General features: G+C 71.9%; 16 protein-coding genes and 2 tRNA genes. 8 read left to right on the top strand and 10 right to left on the bottom strand.

The genetic code is table 11. From position 1 onward, the window contains the following. Window positions 1–211: 211 nt before the first annotated feature. A tRNA-Lys gene (locus AC6F7H_RS18220) sits at window positions 212–285 on the bottom strand. Between the two features lie 264 nt (window positions 286–549). Here AC6F7H_RS18220 and AC6F7H_RS18225 point away from each other — a divergent pair. From AC6F7H_RS18225 to AC6F7H_RS18235, 3 genes are all read left to right on the top strand, one after another. Beyond that, entirely contained in the window at window positions 550–1,857 is a 1,308-nt protein-coding gene (locus AC6F7H_RS18225) for a peptidoglycan-binding protein (protein ID WP_500758012.1), read from the top strand. 97 nt (window positions 1,858–1,954) lie between these two features. Continuing rightward, window positions 1,955–3,112, top strand: coding sequence for an SPFH domain-containing protein (locus tag AC6F7H_RS18230; RefSeq protein WP_500758013.1), 1,158 nt, complete (start codon window positions 1,955–1,957; stop codon window positions 3,110–3,112). 170 nt (window positions 3,113–3,282) lie between these two features. Further along, window positions 3,283–3,888, top strand: a complete 606-nt coding sequence (locus AC6F7H_RS18235) for a lytic polysaccharide monooxygenase auxiliary activity family 9 protein (protein ID WP_500758014.1) — start codon at window positions 3,283–3,285, stop codon at window positions 3,886–3,888. Between the two features lie 69 nt (window positions 3,889–3,957). Here AC6F7H_RS18235 and AC6F7H_RS18240 read toward each other — a convergent pair. The 6 genes from AC6F7H_RS18240 to ehuB form a co-directional block, all read right to left on the bottom strand. Beyond that, a tRNA-Lys gene (locus tag AC6F7H_RS18240) sits at window positions 3,958–4,031 on the bottom strand. Window positions 4,032–4,168: 137 nt separating this feature from the next. Further along, window positions 4,169–4,927 (bottom strand): IclR family transcriptional regulator, encoded by a 759-nt coding sequence (locus tag AC6F7H_RS18245; protein ID WP_500758015.1) that lies wholly within the window; start codon window positions 4,925–4,927, stop codon window positions 4,169–4,171. 271 nt (window positions 4,928–5,198) lie between these two features. Further along, entirely contained in the window at window positions 5,199–5,927 is a 729-nt protein-coding gene (gene ehuA / locus AC6F7H_RS18250) for an ectoine/hydroxyectoine ABC transporter ATP-binding protein EhuA (protein WP_500761909.1), read from the bottom strand. 82 nt (window positions 5,928–6,009) lie between these two features. After that, entirely contained in the window at window positions 6,010–6,660 is a 651-nt protein-coding gene (gene ehuD, locus AC6F7H_RS18255; RefSeq protein WP_500758016.1) for an ectoine/hydroxyectoine ABC transporter permease subunit EhuD, read from the bottom strand. After that, on the bottom strand, window positions 6,660–7,373 hold the full coding sequence (gene ehuC, locus AC6F7H_RS18260; protein WP_500758017.1) for an ectoine/hydroxyectoine ABC transporter permease subunit EhuC: 714 nt from the start codon (window positions 7,371–7,373) through the stop codon (window positions 6,660–6,662). Before ehuC ends, ehuD begins: the two co-directional genes overlap by 1 nt. Next, entirely contained in the window at window positions 7,370–8,305 is a 936-nt protein-coding gene (ehuB, locus tag AC6F7H_RS18265) for an ectoine/hydroxyectoine ABC transporter substrate-binding protein EhuB (protein WP_500758018.1), read from the bottom strand. Before ehuB ends, ehuC begins: the two co-directional genes overlap by 4 nt. A 97-nt stretch (window positions 8,306–8,402) precedes the next feature. On the opposite strand from ehuB, the gene AC6F7H_RS18270 reads away from it, so the two are divergent. Further along, window positions 8,403–8,897 (top strand): DUF3830 family protein, encoded by a 495-nt coding sequence (locus AC6F7H_RS18270; RefSeq protein WP_500758019.1) that lies wholly within the window; start codon window positions 8,403–8,405, stop codon window positions 8,895–8,897. Here AC6F7H_RS18270 and AC6F7H_RS18275 read toward each other — a convergent pair. Together AC6F7H_RS18275 and AC6F7H_RS18280 are read right to left on the bottom strand one after the other, a co-directional pair. After that, window positions 8,878–10,332: an amidase gene (locus AC6F7H_RS18275; RefSeq protein WP_500758020.1), complete on the bottom strand. Its 1,455-nt coding sequence runs from the start codon at window positions 10,330–10,332 to the stop codon at window positions 8,878–8,880. The genes AC6F7H_RS18270 and AC6F7H_RS18275 overlap by 20 nt on opposite strands. 16 nt (window positions 10,333–10,348) lie before the next feature. After that, a complete protein-coding gene (locus tag AC6F7H_RS18280) occupies window positions 10,349–11,356 on the bottom strand; it encodes a D-2-hydroxyacid dehydrogenase (protein ID WP_500758021.1) in 1,008 nt (335 codons plus the stop codon). Between the two features lie 138 nt (window positions 11,357–11,494). On the opposite strand from AC6F7H_RS18280, the gene AC6F7H_RS18285 reads away from it, so the two are divergent. The 3 genes from AC6F7H_RS18285 (at window position 11,495) to AC6F7H_RS18295 (ending at window position 14,404) form a co-directional block, all read left to right on the top strand. After that, on the top strand, window positions 11,495–12,457 hold the full coding sequence (locus AC6F7H_RS18285; RefSeq protein WP_500758022.1) for a maleate cis-trans isomerase family protein: 963 nt from the start codon (window positions 11,495–11,497) through the stop codon (window positions 12,455–12,457). Next, window positions 12,454–13,185: a maleate cis-trans isomerase family protein gene (locus AC6F7H_RS18290; RefSeq protein WP_109380819.1), complete on the top strand. Its 732-nt coding sequence runs from the start codon at window positions 12,454–12,456 to the stop codon at window positions 13,183–13,185. Before AC6F7H_RS18285 ends, AC6F7H_RS18290 begins: the two co-directional genes overlap by 4 nt. 109 nt (window positions 13,186–13,294) lie before the next feature. Continuing rightward, window positions 13,295–14,404, top strand: coding sequence for an LLM class flavin-dependent oxidoreductase (locus AC6F7H_RS18295; protein WP_500758023.1), 1,110 nt, complete (start codon window positions 13,295–13,297; stop codon window positions 14,402–14,404). Here the strand turns inward: AC6F7H_RS18295 and AC6F7H_RS18300 are convergent. Then, complete coding sequence (locus AC6F7H_RS18300) at window positions 14,377–16,290, bottom strand: putative bifunctional diguanylate cyclase/phosphodiesterase (protein ID WP_500758024.1); 1,914 nt, start codon at window positions 16,288–16,290, stop codon at window positions 14,377–14,379. The genes AC6F7H_RS18295 and AC6F7H_RS18300 overlap by 28 nt on opposite strands. Before the next feature lie 387 nt (window positions 16,291–16,677). Here AC6F7H_RS18300 and AC6F7H_RS18305 point away from each other — a divergent pair, with 387 nt between their 5' ends. Further along, on the top strand, window positions 16,678–17,973 hold the full coding sequence (locus tag AC6F7H_RS18305; RefSeq protein WP_500758025.1) for a M6 family metalloprotease domain-containing protein: 1,296 nt from the start codon (window positions 16,678–16,680) through the stop codon (window positions 17,971–17,973). The last annotated feature ends 31 nt before the right edge of the window (window positions 17,974–18,004 follow it).

Here is an 18,004-nt window from a genome sequence, read left to right on the forward strand (position 1 = left end):
ATCGCAAGGTGTGAAAACAGGTGCACGCCGGTCATACGCGCCCATGGTGGTCTCTGAGGTGGTCCGGCGGGGGGCCTGTTCCCCACGTGGTTCCAGTGGCTCCATACGTGTGGTGAGGGCGTTCCGTTCAAGACATGTCCCTCGGCGGGCGCGAGAGGGTATCCGGCCAAAAGCAACGGGCCCCTCGATCACGAGGAGCCCGTTGTGTCGGTGCGCCGCCAGGGACTCGAACCCCGGACCCGCTGATTAAGAGTCAGCTGCTCTAACCAACTGAGCTAGCGGCGCTCACTGACGCGACAACTCTACCGGACCGGACGGGGTGCTCCCGACCGCCGCCTCCGTCCCGGCGTGGCCGGTGCGGTCCTGCGAGGCCTCGGCCCCGGGCCCGTGTCCGGCGGGATCCGCCACCTGGGCCATGGCGCGTACATCCTTCGGGCCGTCAGAATGCGCCTCCCGGGCACAGTTGAGAAGCTGACCTTCGTGCACAGACGTGAGGCATTTCACCGGACGTGTGGCCGGATGTGTGACGGGACGTGTGAGGGGAATCGCATGGAACCCCCGGTGTTCGAGGAGTTCGAGCCCGCGGGCGACTGCGGCTGCCCCGGCTGTGCGCACCGGCGGCGCGTCCTCGCGTATGCGCCGGCCGGCGGCTCGGCCGCCCGCCCGGCGGCGTTCCGCCCCCTCGTGGTGGCCGCCGCGGCCTCGGCGGTGGTCGCCGCGCAGGCCGCCCCCGCCCTGGCCGCCCCCCACACCGCCGAGCGGCCCGGCGCCCCGGGTCTCCCCGCGGGTGACGAGCCCGCCACCCCGCAGGGACCGAGGGCTCCGCTGTACGGCCCGGCCGGCCGGCCGGGCGATCCCGCGGACCCCTCGATCCCGGCGACGACGCGCGCGATCACCCGCGCGGACATCATCGAACGGGCCAGGAGATGGGTCGCCCGGAAAGTCCCGTACGACATGACCGCGTTCTGGTCCGACGGATACCGGCAGGACTGTTCGGGCTATGTCTCGATGGCCTGGAACCTGCCCGGAAACGAATGGACCGGCAGCCTCGGGCAGTACGCGGAGAGGATCGGCAAGGACGAACTCCAGCCGGGGGACATGCTGCTCTTCCACAACGCGTCCGATCCCTACGGCGGCTCCCACGTCGTTCTCTTCGGCGGCTGGACGAGCGGCGCGCGTACCACTTATGTGGCCTACGAGCAGACTCCCCCGAACACCCTCCAGCGGACCACCCCGTACGCCTACTGGAACAACTCCGCGAGCTACGTCCCGTACCGGTACAAGGGCGTGACCGGCGGTACGGCGGGGGTCAAGGGCGTGAGCGAGGCCACCCAGGCCCGGACGCCGTTTCCCGGAACGGCCCATTTCGGCCTCGGCGCGAACAACCCGCACGTCACCGAACTCGGCCGCCTGCTCGTCGGCCGCGGTGGCGCCCGTTTCTACGCCACCGGCCCCGGACCGCGCTGGACGGACGCGGACCGCGCGGCGATCCGGGCGTTCCAGCAGGCCCAGGGCTGGCAGGGGACCGCGGCGGACGGCCTGCCGGGGCCGCTGACCTGGGAACTGCTGCTGACCGGCGGGGGCAGGGACATCCCGGCCGCCGAGGACTCGCACGGGGTGCCGGGCTACCCGGGCCGGGCGGCGTTCCGGCCGGGCGCGGTCAACGGCCATGTCACCCGGCTGGGGCAGCAGCTGGTGCGGAAGGGGTTCGGCCGCCACTACGTCACGGGGCCGGGCCCGCGCTGGAGCGAGGCGGACCGGCGCAACGTCGAGGAGTTCCAGCGCGCCCAGGGCTGGCGCGGCGGCGCCGCGGACGGCCTGCCGGGGCCTGAGACCTGGCGGCGGCTCTTCTCTTAGCCCGAGGGTCGCTCGCCGCGACCACCCCCTGCGGGCTCCGTCACGGTCCGGAGGGTTCTTCGATGTGACGCATCTGGCGCGGAGGCTGGAGACACGCATGACCACGATCACTTCCCACACCCCTGAATCGCCCGTCCCCGAACCACCCGTCCCCGGATCACCGTCCCCCGAAGCCAGGGGTCCGGCGGGGGGTCGGTCCGCGCGGGTCATCCGCAACGAGGCCACCACCGAGATCCCCGTCCATCTGCTCTTCCGCGACGGGCCCGACCCGGTGCCGGTGCGGCTGCGTCCCGTGGTGGTGGGGCGCCGGCAGGGGACGGGGGAGCAGCCGCGGCTCGGTCGTCCGGTCGCCGAACGGCCCTTGCCGCCGGTCGACCCCGAGCTGGTGGAGCGGCCCGCCCGGGTACTGCCCGGCGGTGCGGGTGTGTTCGCCGGGGTGTGCGGGGCGGCCGGGTGCGTGGCCACGTCCTGGTGGGCGGGCGTACTGCCGCCCCTGGTGGCCGCTGCCCTCGGGCTCCCGGAGTACCCGGGAGCCGTAGGGCTCGGGCCCGCCCAGTGGGCGGGGTACGCGACCGCCGGGGCCCTCGGCCTGTTCGGGTTCGGCGGGCTGGCGCGCGGCCGGACCGGGCGGGCCTGGGTGCTCGGCCTGTTCGGCCGGTACCGGGGGAGCGTCCGGCGGACCGGTCTGCTGTGGGTGAACCCGCTGCTGCTGCGCCGCCGGGTCGACGTGCGGCTGCGGCACTGGCGCAGCGAGCCGATGCAGGCGGCCGACCACAGCGGGGTGGCGCTGCGGGTGGTGGTCCTGGTGGTGTGGCGGGTGCGGGACACCGTGCGGGCGACGCTGGGTGTCGAGGACCACGAGACATACGTACGAGAGTGCGTCGAGGCGGCGCTGCTCCGGGTCCCGGTGGAGGCGCCGGGCGCGGTGCGGGGCGCGCCGGACACGGTGCAGGACGCGCTGACCCGGCTGGTGGCGACGGACGCCGCGCCCGTCGGGATCGAGGTGTTCTCGGTGCGGCCGGTCCGGGTGGAGTACGCCCCCGAGGTGGCCGCCGTCATGCACCGGCGCCGGATCGCCGTGCTGGACGCCCAGCACCGGGCGAGCGTGCTCACCTCGGTCGTGGACTCGGTGGAGGACACGGTGACCCGGCTGACCACGCGGGGGCTGGTGGATCTGGACGACTACGAACGCAAGATGCTGGTGAAGGACCTGACGGTGGCGTTCTGCGCGGGACGGGGGGAGACGGGGCCGTAGAGCGGCGGGCGGGCCGATGGTCGGCGGCCGGCGGGTCCGTGTGCCGGGGAAGCGGAACCGGTTCCGTTATTGGTATGGACATGTTCAACACGTGGCCATAATCTGAGCCTTGGTCTAGACCTACTTGCACGGCTCAGTGAAACTCCCCCACGTTCTCCAGGAGCGGCAGCATGCGCACACGGACCAAGCTGTACGCAGCCGCGGTGGGACTGGCCACGACCGGAGCGCTCGTGCTCTCCTCCGGCGGTGCCAGTGGCCACGGCTACACCGATCTGCCCATCAGCAGGCAGAAGCTCTGCCAGAATGGCGGTGTGACCAACTGCGGCGACATCCAGTGGGAGCCGCAGAGCGTCGAGGGCCCCAAGGGCTTCCCCGCCTCCGGCGCCGCCGACGGCCGGCTCTGTTCGGCCGCCAACACGCGGTTCGCCCAGCTCGACAGCCCGAAGACGCCCTCGGGCGGCGCCTGGCCGACGACCAGGGTGACGGGCGGCCAGAACTACACCTTCCGGTGGCAGTTCACGGCCATGCACGCCACCAGTGACTTCTCGTACTACATCACCAAGCCGGGCTGGAACCAGAACCACAACCTGGCCCGGTCCGACCTCAACCTCACCCCGTTCCTGAAGGTGCCCTACAACGGGCAGCGCCCGCCGCAGACCCTCTCGCACAGCGGCACCCTGCCGTCCGGGCTGAGCGGACGCCACGTCATCCTCGCGGTGTGGACGGTCGCCGACACGAGCAACGCGTTCTACGCCTGCTCGGACGTCACCTTCTGACGCCACCTTCCGGGGTCCGGCGCCGGACACGTCGAAGGGCCTCCCGCTTCCACGAGAGGCCCTTCACCGTGCGCCGCCAGGGACTCGAACCCCGGACCCGCTGATTAAGAGTCAGCTGCTCTAACCAACTGAGCTAGCGGCGCATGACTCCCGCCCTCCGCTTCCCGCGGCCGGCGACTCGAAAATAATACCCGGTCCCGGGGCGTGCTCCGACCGCGGCGGCGCCCGCCGCGGTCGGCGTGATGCCGGTGTGATGCCGGTGTGATCAGGAGGGGAGGCCTCAGATCGTCAGCGACAGCAGCACCGGCGCCGCGTTGCGGTTGAGGGTGTCGGCGGCGTGGCGCAGGCGGTGGGCGTGCTCGACGGACAGGGACAGGGCCAGGCAGCCCACCGAGGAGCCGGCGGTGATCGGGACGGCCGCGCAGACCGTGCCGATCGCGTACTCCTGGAGGTCCAGCACCGGCACCGTGGGCGGGTGTGCCGCCAGCTGGGAGAGCAGCAGCCTGTCGCTGGTGACGGTGCGCGAGGTGAGCCGGACCGTCCGGTGCCGGGCGAGGTGCTCGCGCCGGCCGTCGTGGTCGAGCTGGGTCAGCAGGCTCTTGCCGAGCGCGGTGGCGTGCGCCGCGTCACGGAAGTCGACCCACTCGTTGACCTTCGGGGTGGCCGGCCCGTCGGCGTACTGGGTGACCTCGACCTCGCCGTCCACGTACCGGCTCATGTAGACGGCGGCGCCGACGGAGTCGCGGATCCGGTCCAGGGTGCGCTGGAGCTTGTCTCGCAGGGCCTCCTCGTGTTCCTGGGCCGAGCCGAGGCGGGCGAACGCCTCACCGGCGACGTACGCGCCGTCGGCGCCCTGTTCGACGTAGGCCTCGCGGCGCAGCATCGGCAGGAGCGTGGTCAGTCGCTCCCGGCCCAGGCCGCTCTCGCGGGCGAGTTCGGTGTCGGTGATTCCGGTGGTGTGCCGCGCCACCGTGTCCAGGACGCGCAGGGCGTCCTGGACCGAGTGGTACGGAGCGGTCGGCTTGTGCTTCAGCGCCACGGTTTCCCCCTGCGCTCGCTCGTAGGTCCTGTCGTCACATTCCCGCCTGCCCTTCGGGCGGACGACGGGAATGTGACGACAGGACCTGGGGCCGCAATCCGGTCAGCGAATCCTCTCCACGATATCCGTCAAGCGGCTCTCCCGGAGCGGGTGTTGACGGGATCGCGGCCTTCCCGACTGCGGCGCCGATCCCCGGGCATATGCCAGAGGGATGCCCTGGGGGTTCGACCTCGGACGTTCCGGACCGGCCCGCCCCGGACACGCCCCGTCATCACAGGACCGCGCTGAGGAACTCCCGGGTGCGGTCGTGCTCCGGCTCGCTGAAGATCTTCTCCGGGGCGCCGGCCTCGATGATCCGGCCCGAGTCGAACATCAGGACGCGGTCGGAGATGTCCCGGGCGAAGTTCATCTCGTGGGTGACGCAGAGCATGGTGATGTCGGTGGAGCGGGCGATGTCCCGCAGCACGTCCAGGACGCCCGCGACCAGCTCCGGGTCCAGCGCCGAGGTCACCTCGTCCAGCAGCAGCACCTGCGGCCGCATGGCCAGCGCCCGCGCGATCGCCACCCGCTGCTGCTGGCCGCCGGACAGCTGCGCGGGGTGCTTGTCGACGTGCTCGGTCAGCCCGACCATCTCCAGCAGCTCCCGCGCCCGTTCCTCGGCCGCGTCCTTCGACATGCCGAGCACGGTGACCGGGGCCTCGGTGATGTTCCGCAGCACCGTCATGTTCGGGAACAGGTTGAACTGCTGGAACACCATCCCGATCTTCTTGCGGACCTCGCGGACCTGCTTCTCCGACGCGGGGTACAGCTGGTCCCCGTCGACGGTGACCGTGCCCTCGTCGGGCTTCAGCAGGGTCATCAGCAGGCGCAGGATCGTGGTCTTGCCCGATCCGGACGGACCGATCAGGGTGACGTGCTTGCCGGCGTCCACGGAGAAGTCCAGGTTGTCGAGGACCGTGTGGTTCCCGAACCGCTTGGTGACCCTCTCCAGCCGGATCAGCTCGCTGCCGCCGGGCCGGCTGCCGCCCGCGGGAGTCTTCTCGGTACCGGCATCGGCACCGGTGTCGGACGTGGGGGTGTATTCAGTGGACAAGGCGTCGCTCCAGGGCTCGCAGGGCAAGGGAGGCCAGGTAGGAGATGACGATGAAGGCGATGCCGATCACCGTCAGGGGCTCGGTGAACTGGAAGTGCTGCTGGGAGAACAGGCGCGCCTCACCGAGCATCTCCAGCACGGTGATCGCCATCAGCAGGGGCGTGTCCTTCAGCATCGAGATGACGTAGTTGCCGAGCGCGGGCACGACCCTGCGCACGGCCTGCGGCAGGATCACCGCGGTCCACGTCCGGCGCAGCGGCAGGTTCAGTGCCGTCGCCGCCTCCCACTGGCCCACCGGCACGGCCTCGATGCCCGCGCGGTAGACCTGCATCGTGTACGTCGAGTAGTGCAGACCGATGGCGAAGACACCCGTGGCCAGCGCCGAGAAGGTCAGTCCCCACTCGGGCAGCACGTAGAACAGGAAGAACAGCTGCACCAGCAGCGGGGTGTTGCGGACGAACTCCGTCACCGCGCCGACCGGCCAGGTCACCCAGCGGCTCGGCACCCGCATCAGCAGGGCCCACACCAGGCCGAGGACGAACGAGATCAGTGAGCCGAACACCAGGATCTGCAGGGTGACCAGCAGACCGTCCCAGAAGTACGGCATGAACTCGGAGACCGCGCTCCAGTCCCACTTCATCAGACCGCACCTCCCACGTTGGTGGTTTCGGCCCGCTTCAGTTCCACGCCCGGGTCGTGCTTCGGCGTCTTGCCGACGCCGGCCTTCAGCTTCTTCTCCAGACCGCGCATGACCCGGGTGAGCAGGAAGGCGATCACGAAGTAGATCACCAGGATGTACGTGTAGATCTCAGCGCTCTCCTGCAGCGCGAGGCGCACCAGGTTGCCGCTGAACGCCAGGTCGCCCATCCCCATGATCGACACCAGGGCGGTGCCCTTGAGCAGCTCGATCAGCAGGTTGGAGAACGGCGGGATCATCTCCGGCACCGCCTGCGGCAGCAGGATCAGCCGCAGCCGCTGGGTGGGCGTGAAGCTGAGCGCGATCCCGCCCTCGCGCTGGGCGGGATCGACGGCGGCCAGCGCACCGCGCACGATCTCCGAACCGTAGGCGCCGTAGGTCAGGCCCAGGGCCAGCGTGCCCGCCCACAGCGGCACCAGTTGCCAGCCGAAGGCCGGGGGCAGCACGAAGAACACCCAGAAGATCATCACCAGTGCCGAGGTGCCGCGGAACACCTCGGTGTAGAAGCCCGCGAGGAAGCGGACGAACTTCAGCCGGTGGGTGCGCGCGATGCCCACCACGAAGGAGACCGCCGTCGCCAGCAGCGCGCTGAGGACCAGCAGCTGGATCGTGACCCAGACGCCCTTGAGTACGAGTTCCCAGAGTCCTGAGGTCATCCGCCGCACAGCTCCTTCGCGGTCAGATCCGTCATCTCGTTCTCGGTGAAGCCGAACGGCTTGAGGATGCGCAGCAGCTCGCCGCTCTCCTTCAGCTTGCCCAGCTCGACGTTGAACGCGTCCCGCAGCCTCGTCTCGGTCGGCCGAAAGGCGAAGCCGCCCCCGTCGACGTGCGGCTTGCCGTTGACGATCGGTTTGAAGGGCTCCGTGACCTCCGCCTTGGCCGACTTCTTCACCACCTCGCGGGTGGTGAGCGCCGTGCCGGCGAAGACGTCGACCCGCCCGGCCTCCACCGCGTTCAGCCCGGCGACCTGGTCGGGGACGATCAGGATGTCGCTCTCCGGATACCCGGCCTCGACCGCGTACGCGATCTCCGCGTACCCGGTGCCGGTGGCGAACCTCGCCTTCTTCTCGACGACGTCCTTGTAGTCGGTCAGCCCCTTCGGGTTGCCCTTGCGCACGATGAACGAATCGAGCATCTGGTAATCGGGGTCGGAGAATATGACCTGCTCGCAGCGCGCGGGGTTGATGTACATCCCGGCGGCCACGACATCGAACTGCTGCGAGTTCAGCCCCGGGATCAGCGAGCCGAACTCGGTGGGCACGGGCTGGACCCGGTCCACCCCGAGCCGTTTGAAGATGACCTTGGCCAGTTCCGGTGCCTCGCCGGTCAGCTTGCCGTCCTTGTCGATGTAACCGAAGGGGATCTCTCCGGCGATGCCCAGCCGGACCACGCTTGCGGCCTTGAGCCGGGACAGCAGGTCACCGCCGTTCGTGCTCGCCTCGGTGGGTACGCGCGAGCAGCCCGCCGCGCCGAGTGCGCCGAGCGCCGCGACCCCCGCGAGCAGCGACCGGCGTGAAGGCCCGGCAGGGCCGGGGGTGTTTCCGTGTCGTCCCGGTCGTCTCAGTGGTTTTGCCAGTGGTGGAGCCATGGCGGCGCGGCTACCCGAGAAGATGCCGAGTATTCCCGCGAGTTTCGGCCCCGTTCGGCGGTCGGGCGGTCTTGACCGGTGCGGGACGATGGGTCTCATGATGGACCGATATGTAGAGGTCTCGCTGGTCAAACGCGGAATCACCTGTACGGCCAGGTTGCTCGACGACCGTGCGCCGATCACCTGCGCGGCCGTCTGGGACGCCCTGCCCCTGTCCGGCGACGTCTACCACGCCAAATACGCGCGCAACGAGATCTACGCCCTGTTCCCGCCCTTCGCGGAGGCGGAGCCGCCGCTGGAGAACCCGACCGTCACGCCCGTCCCGGGAGACCTCTGCTACTTCTCCTTCGCGGGCGCGGAACTGGGCACCAGGGCCTACGGCTACGACCGCGAGGTCGGTCCGGGCACCACGCTTGTCGACCTGGCCCTGTTCTACGAGCGGAACAACCTGCTCCTGAACGGCGACGTGGGCTGGGTGCCCGGCATCGTCTGGGGCCAGGTCGTGGAGGGCCTGGCGGAGATGGCCGACGGGTGCAACGACCTGTGGCGCGGCGGCGCGCAGGGGGAGGCGCTCAGCTTCCGGCGGGCGTGATCCCGGGCGCCCGGGCCGCCCCGGCCGCCCCGGTTTCAAAGAGCGCGTGGGCCGCCCGCAGCACCAGCGTGTCGGCGTGGCGGGCGCCCACGAGCTGGACCCCGATCGGCAGACCGGCCGCGTCGGTGCCCACGGGGACGCTCGCCGCGGGCTGCTGGGTCAGGTTGAACGGGTAGGTGAACGGGGTCCAGCCCGTCCAACGCCGGTGGCCGGAACCCTTCGGCACCTCCACGCCCGCCTCGAACGCCGTACGCGGCACGGCCGGGGTGACGAGGAGGTCGTACGTGTCGTGGAAGAGTCCCATGCGCCGGCCCAGGTCCATCCGGACGTCCACCGCCGCCAGGTAGTCCAGCGCCGAACGGCGGGCGCCTTCGCCGCAGATCTCCCGCAGTCCGGGGTCCAGCAGTTCCCGCCGCTCACGGGTGAGGTGCTGCACCACCCGGGCGGCCCCTGCGAACCACAGGGTGTGGAAGGCGTCCACCGGGTCGGTGAAGTCCGGGTCGGTCTCCTCCACGTACGCGCCGAGCGCGGCCAGCCGCTCCACCGTCCGCCGTACCGCCGCCGCCACCTCGGGCTCCACCGCCACCTGGCCGCCCAGCGACGGCGAGTACGCCACCCGCAGCCCCCGCACCCCGCCGTCCAGCCCCTCCCGGAAGGAACCGGGGGCCGGCGCGAGCGCCGACCAGTCGCGGGAGTCCGGCCCGCAGATCACGTCCATCAGCAGTGCCGCGTCCGCCGCGTCCCGCGTCATCGGGCCGACGTGCGCCAGCGTGCCGTACGCACTCGCCGGATACAGCGGCACCCTCCCGTACGTCGGCTTCAGCGCGAAGATCCCGCAGAACGCCGCAGGGATGCGGACACTGCCGCCGCCGTCCGTCCCCAGGGCCAGCGGCCCCGCGCCCAGCGCCACCGCCGCCGCCGCGCCCCCGCTGGAACCGCCCGCGGTCCGCGAGGGGTCGTGCGGGTTGCGGGTGACGCCGCTGAGCGGAGAGTCCGTCACCCCCTTCCAGCCGAACTCGGGGGTCGTCGTCTTGCCGAGGAAGACGGCGCCGTGCTCCCGCAGCCGCGCCACCGACGGCGCGTCCTCGTCCCAGCGGCCCACCGGGTCGACGGCGCGCGAGCCGCGCAGGGTCGGGGCGCCGCGCAGCAGCAGGATGTCCTTCACCGTGACCGGCACCCCGTCCAGCAGCCCGCGCGGCTCGCCGCGCCGCCACCGCTCCTCGGAGGCGGCGGCCCGCTCCAGCGCCTCCTCGGGGAACAGCCGGACGAACGCGTTCACCTCCGGTTGGACCGCCTCGGCCCGCTCCAGCGCCGCGCGGGTCACGGCCACGGGGCCGAACTCACCCCGGCGGTAGCCGTCGAGGAGCCGTACGGCGGTCAGTTCGGTGAGCCCGGTGAGCCCGGTGGACCCGGTGGACCCGGTGGAATCGGACATCCGCTCTCCCGCCACATCAGTGCCCGGGTACGTACCCGAGCTGCTTGTCGACCACGTTCACCAGCGGCTTGCCCGCTTCCCACAGCTCGTACAACTCCACGAACTGAGCGGCGAGCTCGTCCCGCCAGCCGATAGTGTCCCCGCTCATGTGCGGCGACACGATCAGTCCGGGGGTCCGCCACAGCGGGCTGTCCGGGGCGAGCGGCTCGGCCTCGAAGACGTCCAGGGCGGCGCCCGCGATCCGGTGCTGCCCGAGCGCCTCGGCGAGCGCGTCCTCGACGACCAGCGGCCCGCGCCCGACGTTGACGAAGTGGGCGGACGGCTGCATCATCCCGAAACGGCGGGCGTCGAACATGCCCCGGGTCTGCTCGGTCAGCGGCGCGGCGGCGATCACCCAGTCCGCGCGGGCGATCAGCCGGTCCAGGTCCTCGGAGCCGTGCACCCCCGCGCGCGGGGCGCGGCCGACCAGCGCGGTGGTGACGCCGAGCGCCTCGAGCATGCCGGCGACGGCCCGGCCGATCGGCCCCGACCCGACGACGCAGGCGCGGGTCCCGGCGACCTTGCGCGACTCGCGGTGGAGCCAGGTCCGTTCCCGCTGGAACTCCAGCGTCCGCGGCAGATCCTTGGCCAACGCCAGTACGAGAGCGGCGACGTACTCGGCGATGGGCCGGTCGAAGACGCCCCGCGCGTTGGTGACCACCGTGTCGGAGGCGGCGAGTTCCGGACAGAGAAGGTGATCCACTCCGGCGCTCGCGGTGTGCACCCAGCGCGGCCGCGGCCCTCCGCCCGGCCAGGCGGCGCGCACCGCGTGCGAGGTGAAGTCCCAGACCAGCAGCACGTCGGCGTGCGGGAGCCGCTCGGCGAGCGTCGAGGCGTCCGCGTGCTCGACCCGGACCCTGCCGGTCAGCCCGCCCAGCCGGGGCGGCGGATCGGCGTCCAGGACGAGCAGCGTGGGGACGGCCCCCGGCGTGGGCGAAGGGGTGGTCGAGGCGGTGGCCGCGGGGGTGGGCGAGGGGGTGGACATGGGCCGCCGTTTCCCCGGATGACCGGAAGTCTGAGATGTACGGATTGACCACGCTGGCACCCCGAACCTACCGTCGTCAACACGGGCGTTTCGGCGAACCGTTGCGTGCTCGTCTCTCACCGTGAGGCCGGTGCTGACATGGACGTCTCCTTCATCGGCGGTCCCGGCCCGCAGCGCGGTGTCGGTGTGGTCGCCCCCTTCGACTTCGCGCTGGACCGCGAACTCTGGCGCTGGATGCCGGACGACGTGTCCCTGCATCTCACCCGAACGCCGTACGTGCCGGTCGAGGTCAGCCTGGACCTCGCCCGGCTGATCAGTGAGCACGAAACCCTCGGCAACGCGGTGAGCACGCTCACCGCGGTCGGCCCCGAGGTCGTCGCCTACGCCTGCACGTCCGGCAGCTTCGTCGGCGGGGTCCTGGGGGAGCGCGCCATGTGCGAGGCGATGAGCAGGACCGGCGCGGTCCCGGCGGTCACCACCTCCGGCGCGCTGCTGGAGGCGCTGGTGGAGCTGGACGTACGGCGGGTGGCGCTGGTGACGCCGTACACCGTGTCGGTGACCCGGTCGCTGGAGCAGTACGTGGCGCAGGCCGGGGTGACGGTCACCGGCTGCGCGTACATGGGCCTGACCCGGCAGATCTGGCGGGTCGCCTACCGCGAGGTGGTGGACATGGCCCGGCGGGCGGTGGTGCGCGGCCGGCTCGGCGCGGCGGACGCGCTGTTCCTCTCCTGTACCAACCTGCCGACGTACGACGTGATCCCGCAGCTGGAGGCGGAACTGCGCATACCGGTCATCTCGGCCAACCAGGTGACCATGTGGGCGGCGTTGCGCCGATTGGGTACTCAGGCGGTGGGACCGTATCAGGCGCTGATCGACACGTCGGCGCGCGTCACGCCCGGGACCGAGACCGGGACCGGCGCCGAGGCCGTACTGCCGGACCGGACGTCCGGCGCGGTGCTGCCGCGGAGTCCGGTGCCGCCGCCCGCTCCGGTACTGCCGGACGGACCGGAGGCGCCGGGCGTGCAGGGCGCCCAGGGCGTTCCGGGCGCGCAGGGCGTGCCGGGAGCGCCGGACGAGAAGCAGCAGGAAGGCTGGACATGACCGCACTGGGATTCCTCTATCCGGGACACTCCGCCGAGGACGACTATCCGCGCGCCGAGCAGCTGCTGGGCAGTGACATCCGGGTGGACCTGGTGCACACCGACATCGGTGAGGACGCGCACCGGGTCGACGCGCTGCTCGAGATGGGTGACGCCGGCCGGCTCGCGGCCGGCGTCGGGGAGCTGCGGCGCGCGGGCGTCGACGCGGTGGTGTGGGCCTGCACCAGCGGCAGCTTCGTACGCGGCTGGGAGGGCGCGCAGGAGCAGGTGCGCGCCCTCGCCCGGGCGGCGGGCACACCCGCGTCCTCCACGTCGTTCGCCTTCGTGCACGCGGCACGGGAGATCGGGGCGCGGCGGGTCGCCGTCGGCGCGACCTACCCGGACGACGTGGCCGCGCTCTTCGCCGGGTTCCTGGGCACCGGCTCGGTGTCGGTGACCGGGGTGACCAGTTCCGGGATCATCACGGCGGCGGAGGTCGGCACCTGGGGCGAGGCCGAGGTGTTCGCCCTGGCCCGCGCGGCCGACCACCCGGACGCCCAGGCCGTCCTCCTCCCCGACACGGCCCTGCACACGGTCGCCCACCTCGCGGCCCTGGAGAAGGACCTCGGCAAACCGGTCCTCACCGCCAACCAGGTCACCGTCTGGGAGGCCCTGCGTCTGGCCGACCGCAGGGTGAACGCCCCGTCCCTGGGCGCCCTGTTCACCCGGGAGCCGATCGTGCAGGTGTGAGCGTCCGGGCGAGCACGCGCGGCGAGGGCGGCGAGGCGGGGGAACAAACAGGGACACCCTCCTGTTGGTGGACCGGTGAGACGTCACCCGAAACAGGAGGCACCCCACCGTGGCCGCAGACGACACCGCAGCCGACGAGATCCGAGGCACGGCACAGGGCACCGCCCCCGTGCCCCTGTCCGTCCTCGACCTGGTCACCGTGGGCGCCGGCCACACCGCCACCGAGGCGCTGCGCACCGGTGTCGACCTCGCCCGTCTCGCCGAGGCGCGCGGCTTCCACCGGTTCTGGGTCGCCGAGCACCACTCCATGCCGGGTGTGGCGTCCTCGTCCCCGGCGGTGATCCTGGCCCACCTCGCCGCGCACACCGACCGCATCCGGCTCGGCTCGGGCGGGGTCATGCTGCCCAACCACGCCCCGCTCGTCATCGCCGAGCAGTTCGGCACGCTCGAGGCCATGGCCCCCGGCCGGATCGACCTCGGCCTCGGCCGCGCCCCCGGCACCGACGGCGCCACCGCCGCCGCCCTGCGCCGCACCGAGCGGCTGCACGAGGGCGCCGACGACTTCCCCCAGCAGCTCGCCGAGCTGACCCGCTTCCTGGACGACGACTTCCCCGACGGCCACCGCTACCGCCGCATCCACGCCGTCCCCGGCCCGGTCCAGGCGACCTCGCCCGGCGGGGTGCAGTCGACGCACCGGCCGCCGATCTGGCTGCTCGGCTCCTCCGGCTTCAGCGCCCGGCTGGCCGGCCTGCTCGGCCTGCCGTTCGCCTTCGCCCACCACTTCTCCGCGCAGAACACCGTCCCCGCGCTGGACCTCTACCGCGAGTCGTTCACCCCGAGCGAGGTCCTCGACGAGCCCTACGCCCTGATCGGGGTCTCCGCGCTCGCGACCGACGACGAGAAGGAGGCCCGGCGCCAGGTCCTGGCCGCCGCGCTCAACATGGTCCGGCTGCGCACCGGCCGCCCCGGCCTGGTGCCCACCCCCGAGGAGGCGGAGGCGTACCCGTTCTCGCCGATGGAGCAGGACTTCGTCGAGTCCTGGAACGCCAACGTCGTGCACGGCACCCCGGACGAGGTCCGCGCCGGCCTGGACGAGCTGCACAAGCGCACCGGCGCCGACGAGCTGATGATCACGGCCAACGCGCACAGCGGTGACATACGCCTGCGTTCCTACGAACTCATCGCCGATGCCTACGGGTTGCCGACGACGTCCGCCTGAACCCCCGGCGTGCCCAGCAGTTCGGAGATGCGGTCCGGCGACACCGGACGGGAGTAAAGCCAGCCCTGCCCGGTGTCACACCCGATCCGGCGCAGCCGGGTGGCCTGCGCCGTGGTCTCCACGCACTCCGCGGTGACCGTCAGCCCCAGCCGGTGGGCGAGCTGCACCATCGCCTCGACGATGGCCTCGTCCGCCGGGCTGGGCGTCTCGTCCCGGTCCTCGTAGGGGAAGCCCCGGACGAAGGCGCCGTCCAGTTTCAGCACCGACACCGGCAGCCGGCTGAGGTAGGCCAGGTTCGAGTAGCCGGTGCCGAAGTCGTCGATGGCGATGCGTACGCCCATGTCGCTGAGCGCCTTCAGCGCCTGGAGGGGCCGACCCGAGGAGCCCATCACCGCCGACTCGGTCAGCTCCAGCTGGAGCAGCTGCGGGGCGAGGCCCGTCTCCGTCAGGGTCTCGGCGACGTCCGCGACCAGGTCGGAGTCCCAGACCTGCCGGACCGCCACATTGACGCTGACGAAGATCGGCGGCTCGGTGGGGTGCTCGACCTGCCAGCGGCGGGCCTGCCGGCAGGCGGTGCGCAGCACCCAGCGCCCGAGCTGGACGATCGAGCCGTCCTCCTCGGCGATGGAGATGAACCGGTTCGGTGTCAGGGTGCCGAACTGCGGGTGGTTCCAGCGGACCAGGGCCTCCACACCGTGCACCCGGTCGTCCTCCATGCCGACCAGCGGCTGGTACTCCAGCGTGAACTCGCCCCGGTCGACGGCGGGGCGCAGCGTGGAGGCGAGGGCCTGGCGGGTCATGCGGTGCGCGTTGCGTTCCGGGTCGAACAGCGTCCAGCGGGACTTGCCGTCGGCCTTCGCCCAGTAGAGCGTCGTGTCGGCGGCCTGCATCAGCGCGGTGGGCGTGGTCCCGGCCGCGTGCCGTTCGACCACCCCGATGGACGCCGAGACCGACAGCCGCCGGCCGTCCACGTCGAAGGGGTCCTGGATCGCCCCGAGCACCGACTCGGCGAGGTCGGCGAGCTGTTCGGTGCCCGTGGAGTCCTCGACCAGCAGCGCGAACTCGTCCCCGCCGAGCCGGGCCACCAGCGGGGTGCCGGTCCTGGACCGGCCCGCCTCCTCGGCGCACAGCGTCAGCCGTTCGGCGACGGCGGCCAGCAGCCGGTCGCCGACGCGGTGGCCCAGGGCGTCGTTGATGGCCTTGAACCCGTCGAGGTCCAGGGAGCAGAGCCCGATCCGGCCGGTGCCGCTCTGCTCGTAGGACTCCGCCTCCAGGGCGGCCGTCAGCCGTTCGAAGAACAGGGTGCGGTTGGGCAGCCGGGTCACCGGGTCGTGCATCTGCAAGTAGTGGAGCCGGGCCTGGAGTTCGCGGCGGGCGCTGACGTCGGCGACGGACAGCAGGACGCCGGGCCCCTCGTGCGCGTCCCCCGCGTCCGCCGCCTCAGGGGGGAGTGGCGCGACCGACACCTGCACCCACAGCGAGTGCCCCTCGGGGTGCTTGAGCCGGCGGGTGCAGCGCAGCTTCGCCTGCCGGCCGCACAGCACCTCGCGGTAGGAGTGCCAGGCGCGCGCGTCGGAGGAGAGGTCCACCAGCTCGGCGGCGACGGCCCCGACCAGGGTGTCCGGGGCTCGGCCCAGCAGGGTGGCGAGGGTGCTGTTGGCGCTGACCACCCTGCCCTCGCGGTCGACCACCGCCATGGCGAGCGGAGCGGCCGTGAAGACGGAGCGGTACGACGGCGGGAGCGCCTGGGGTGAGGGCGACGAGGGCGCCTGAGGTGAGGTCGGCTCTTCACGTTCGGTACGGGGTGGGGCAGAGATGTCACTCTCCGTGACGGTCGGCCGGTTGAGGTCTGCTGTGGGCGTCGGCCCTTCGGACGTTCCGCTCACCGCTCGCTCCCGCCGTGCACTCGATCGCTGTCCGTGCCGGAAAGCCTCAGGAATGTCTCAGGAAAGTGTGCCGATCATAGAGGCCGACCCGGAGCCCTTCCAGTCACTGTCCAGTGTCCAGCACGGTCCCGCATCTCTGCCAGATCGTTTCCGCTCGGAGGTGGACGGCTTCTTCAGGCCTGAGACCGGTTGTGACGTTCCGTAAGTGGTTCGAGGTGTCGAACGTGAACGGATTCCTCGGCCCCTCACCCGTCCGGTGCAGATAAACAGGGCGCAGTATGACAATCAACCACATTCTGGGTGCGGTGTCCCGCAAACCGTTTCCCGGAGGTCTTTGTGCCGCGCCAGCTCCCCCTGAGGCGACTCGGTCAAGAGGCTCTCAGGGGATTGGGCCGACAGGGTGGTGAGCACGGCCGCCCCCGGCTGCGCAGCGCGGCGGCCGTGCTCACCACCCTGTCGGCGCTCGCGGCCACGTCCCTGGTGACGGGGCCCTCCGACGCCAAGCCCTTCTCCGCGGAGCCCTGCGCCCTGACCCGCACCGACGCGCACCACTCGGAGGGCCTGGACACCTGGAACGCCGCCTACCCCCGGCCGACCGGCCGGCTGGACGCCGTCATGGTGTTCCTGTCCTTCCCGGACTCGCACCCCCTGACCACCCCCGACGACATCGCCGCCGACCACTTCCCCGCCACCAGCGACTTCTTCCACCGGGCCTCCTACAACAGGTTCACCCTGCGCCCGCACATCCAGCGTGGCTGGATCCCGATGCCGCACCCGTCCACCGCGTACGCCATACAGCGTGACTGGACCGTGCGGGACCGGTCCGCCTACCTGCGCGACGCGCTCGCCGCCGCCGACCCGAAGGTCGACTTCTCGCGCTACGACGTCGTGTACTTCGTCGCCGACCCGGACGCGCCCGGGGTGGACTCCGACGCCACCAAGGTCGTCAACCTGGAGGCCCCGATGCGGGCGGACGGCACCGACATCCGCCGGATCGTCACCGTGTTCGAGGACCAGCCGCCGGACCGGCTGGTCCTCGCCCATGAGACCGGCCATGTCTTCGACCTCCCCGACCTCTACAACCGGCCCGTGGACGGCAAGGGCGACTGGGACACCCACGTCGGCGACTGGGACCTGATGGGCAGCCAGTTCGCCCTCGCCCCCGACCTGTTCGGCTGGCACAAGTGGAAGCTGGGCTGGCTGGAGCCCCGCCAGGTGCGGTGCGTGCAGGACGCGGGGCCCGTGCGGCTGACGCTGGAGCCGCTCGGGGCGGGGCCCGGCGTGCCGGTGACCGGTGCCGCCGGGGCGCCGTCCTTCGGGCTGGGCCGGGGCATCAAGCTCGCCGTGGTGCGCACCGGCCCGGACAGCGTGCTCGCCTTCGAGGCGCGCGGTCCCGTCGGCGACGACGCGGGCGCCTGCCGGTCGGGGGTGCTGGTCTACAAGGTGCGCGGCACCACCCGGTCCGGCGAGGGGCCGATCGAGGTCGTCGACGCCCACCCGCACACGGAGGCCTGCCGGGGGGACTCGGTCTACCCGTCCCTCGCGGACGCCCCGGTCGCCCTCGGCGAGAGCTTCACGGTGCCGGGGGAGGGGGTGCGGGTGGAGGTGCTGGAGCGTACGGCTTCGGGGGCGTGGACGGTGCAGATCAGCATCGGGCCCGGGGAGGGGAGAAAAGACACGTGAAAGGCCCCTTGCTTTCGCAAGGGGCCTTTCA

Source organism: Streptomyces sp. MMS24-W38, assembly GCF_059889265.1.

What these genes read in the sequence shown, in the direction of transcription:
- AC6F7H_RS18280 (WP_500758021.1), bottom strand. Translation starts at nt 11,356, where the DNA reads ATGTCCACCCCCTCGCCCACCCCCGCGGCCACCGCCTCGACCACCCCT.
- AC6F7H_RS18235 (WP_500758014.1), top strand. Translation starts at nt 3,283, where the DNA reads ATGCGCACACGGACCAAGCTGTACGCAGCCGCGGTGGGACTGGCCACG.
- ehuD (WP_500758016.1), bottom strand. Translation starts at nt 6,660, where the DNA reads ATGAAGTGGGACTGGAGCGCGGTCTCCGAGTTCATGCCGTACTTCTGG.
- AC6F7H_RS18275 (WP_500758020.1), bottom strand. Translation starts at nt 10,332, where the DNA reads ATGTCCGATTCCACCGGGTCCACCGGGTCCACCGGGCTCACCGGGCTC.
- AC6F7H_RS18270 (WP_500758019.1), top strand. Translation starts at nt 8,403, where the DNA reads ATGATGGACCGATATGTAGAGGTCTCGCTGGTCAAACGCGGAATCACC.
- AC6F7H_RS18230 (WP_500758013.1), top strand. Translation starts at nt 1,955, where the DNA reads ATGACCACGATCACTTCCCACACCCCTGAATCGCCCGTCCCCGAACCA.
- AC6F7H_RS18225 (WP_500758012.1), top strand. Translation starts at nt 550, where the DNA reads ATGGAACCCCCGGTGTTCGAGGAGTTCGAGCCCGCGGGCGACTGCGGC.
- AC6F7H_RS18285 (WP_500758022.1), top strand. Translation starts at nt 11,495, where the DNA reads ATGGACGTCTCCTTCATCGGCGGTCCCGGCCCGCAGCGCGGTGTCGGT.
- AC6F7H_RS18290 (WP_109380819.1), top strand. Translation starts at nt 12,454, where the DNA reads ATGACCGCACTGGGATTCCTCTATCCGGGACACTCCGCCGAGGACGAC.
- ehuB (WP_500758018.1), bottom strand. Translation starts at nt 8,305, where the DNA reads ATGGCTCCACCACTGGCAAAACCACTGAGACGACCGGGACGACACGGA.
- ehuC (WP_500758017.1), bottom strand. Translation starts at nt 7,373, where the DNA reads ATGACCTCAGGACTCTGGGAACTCGTACTCAAGGGCGTCTGGGTCACG.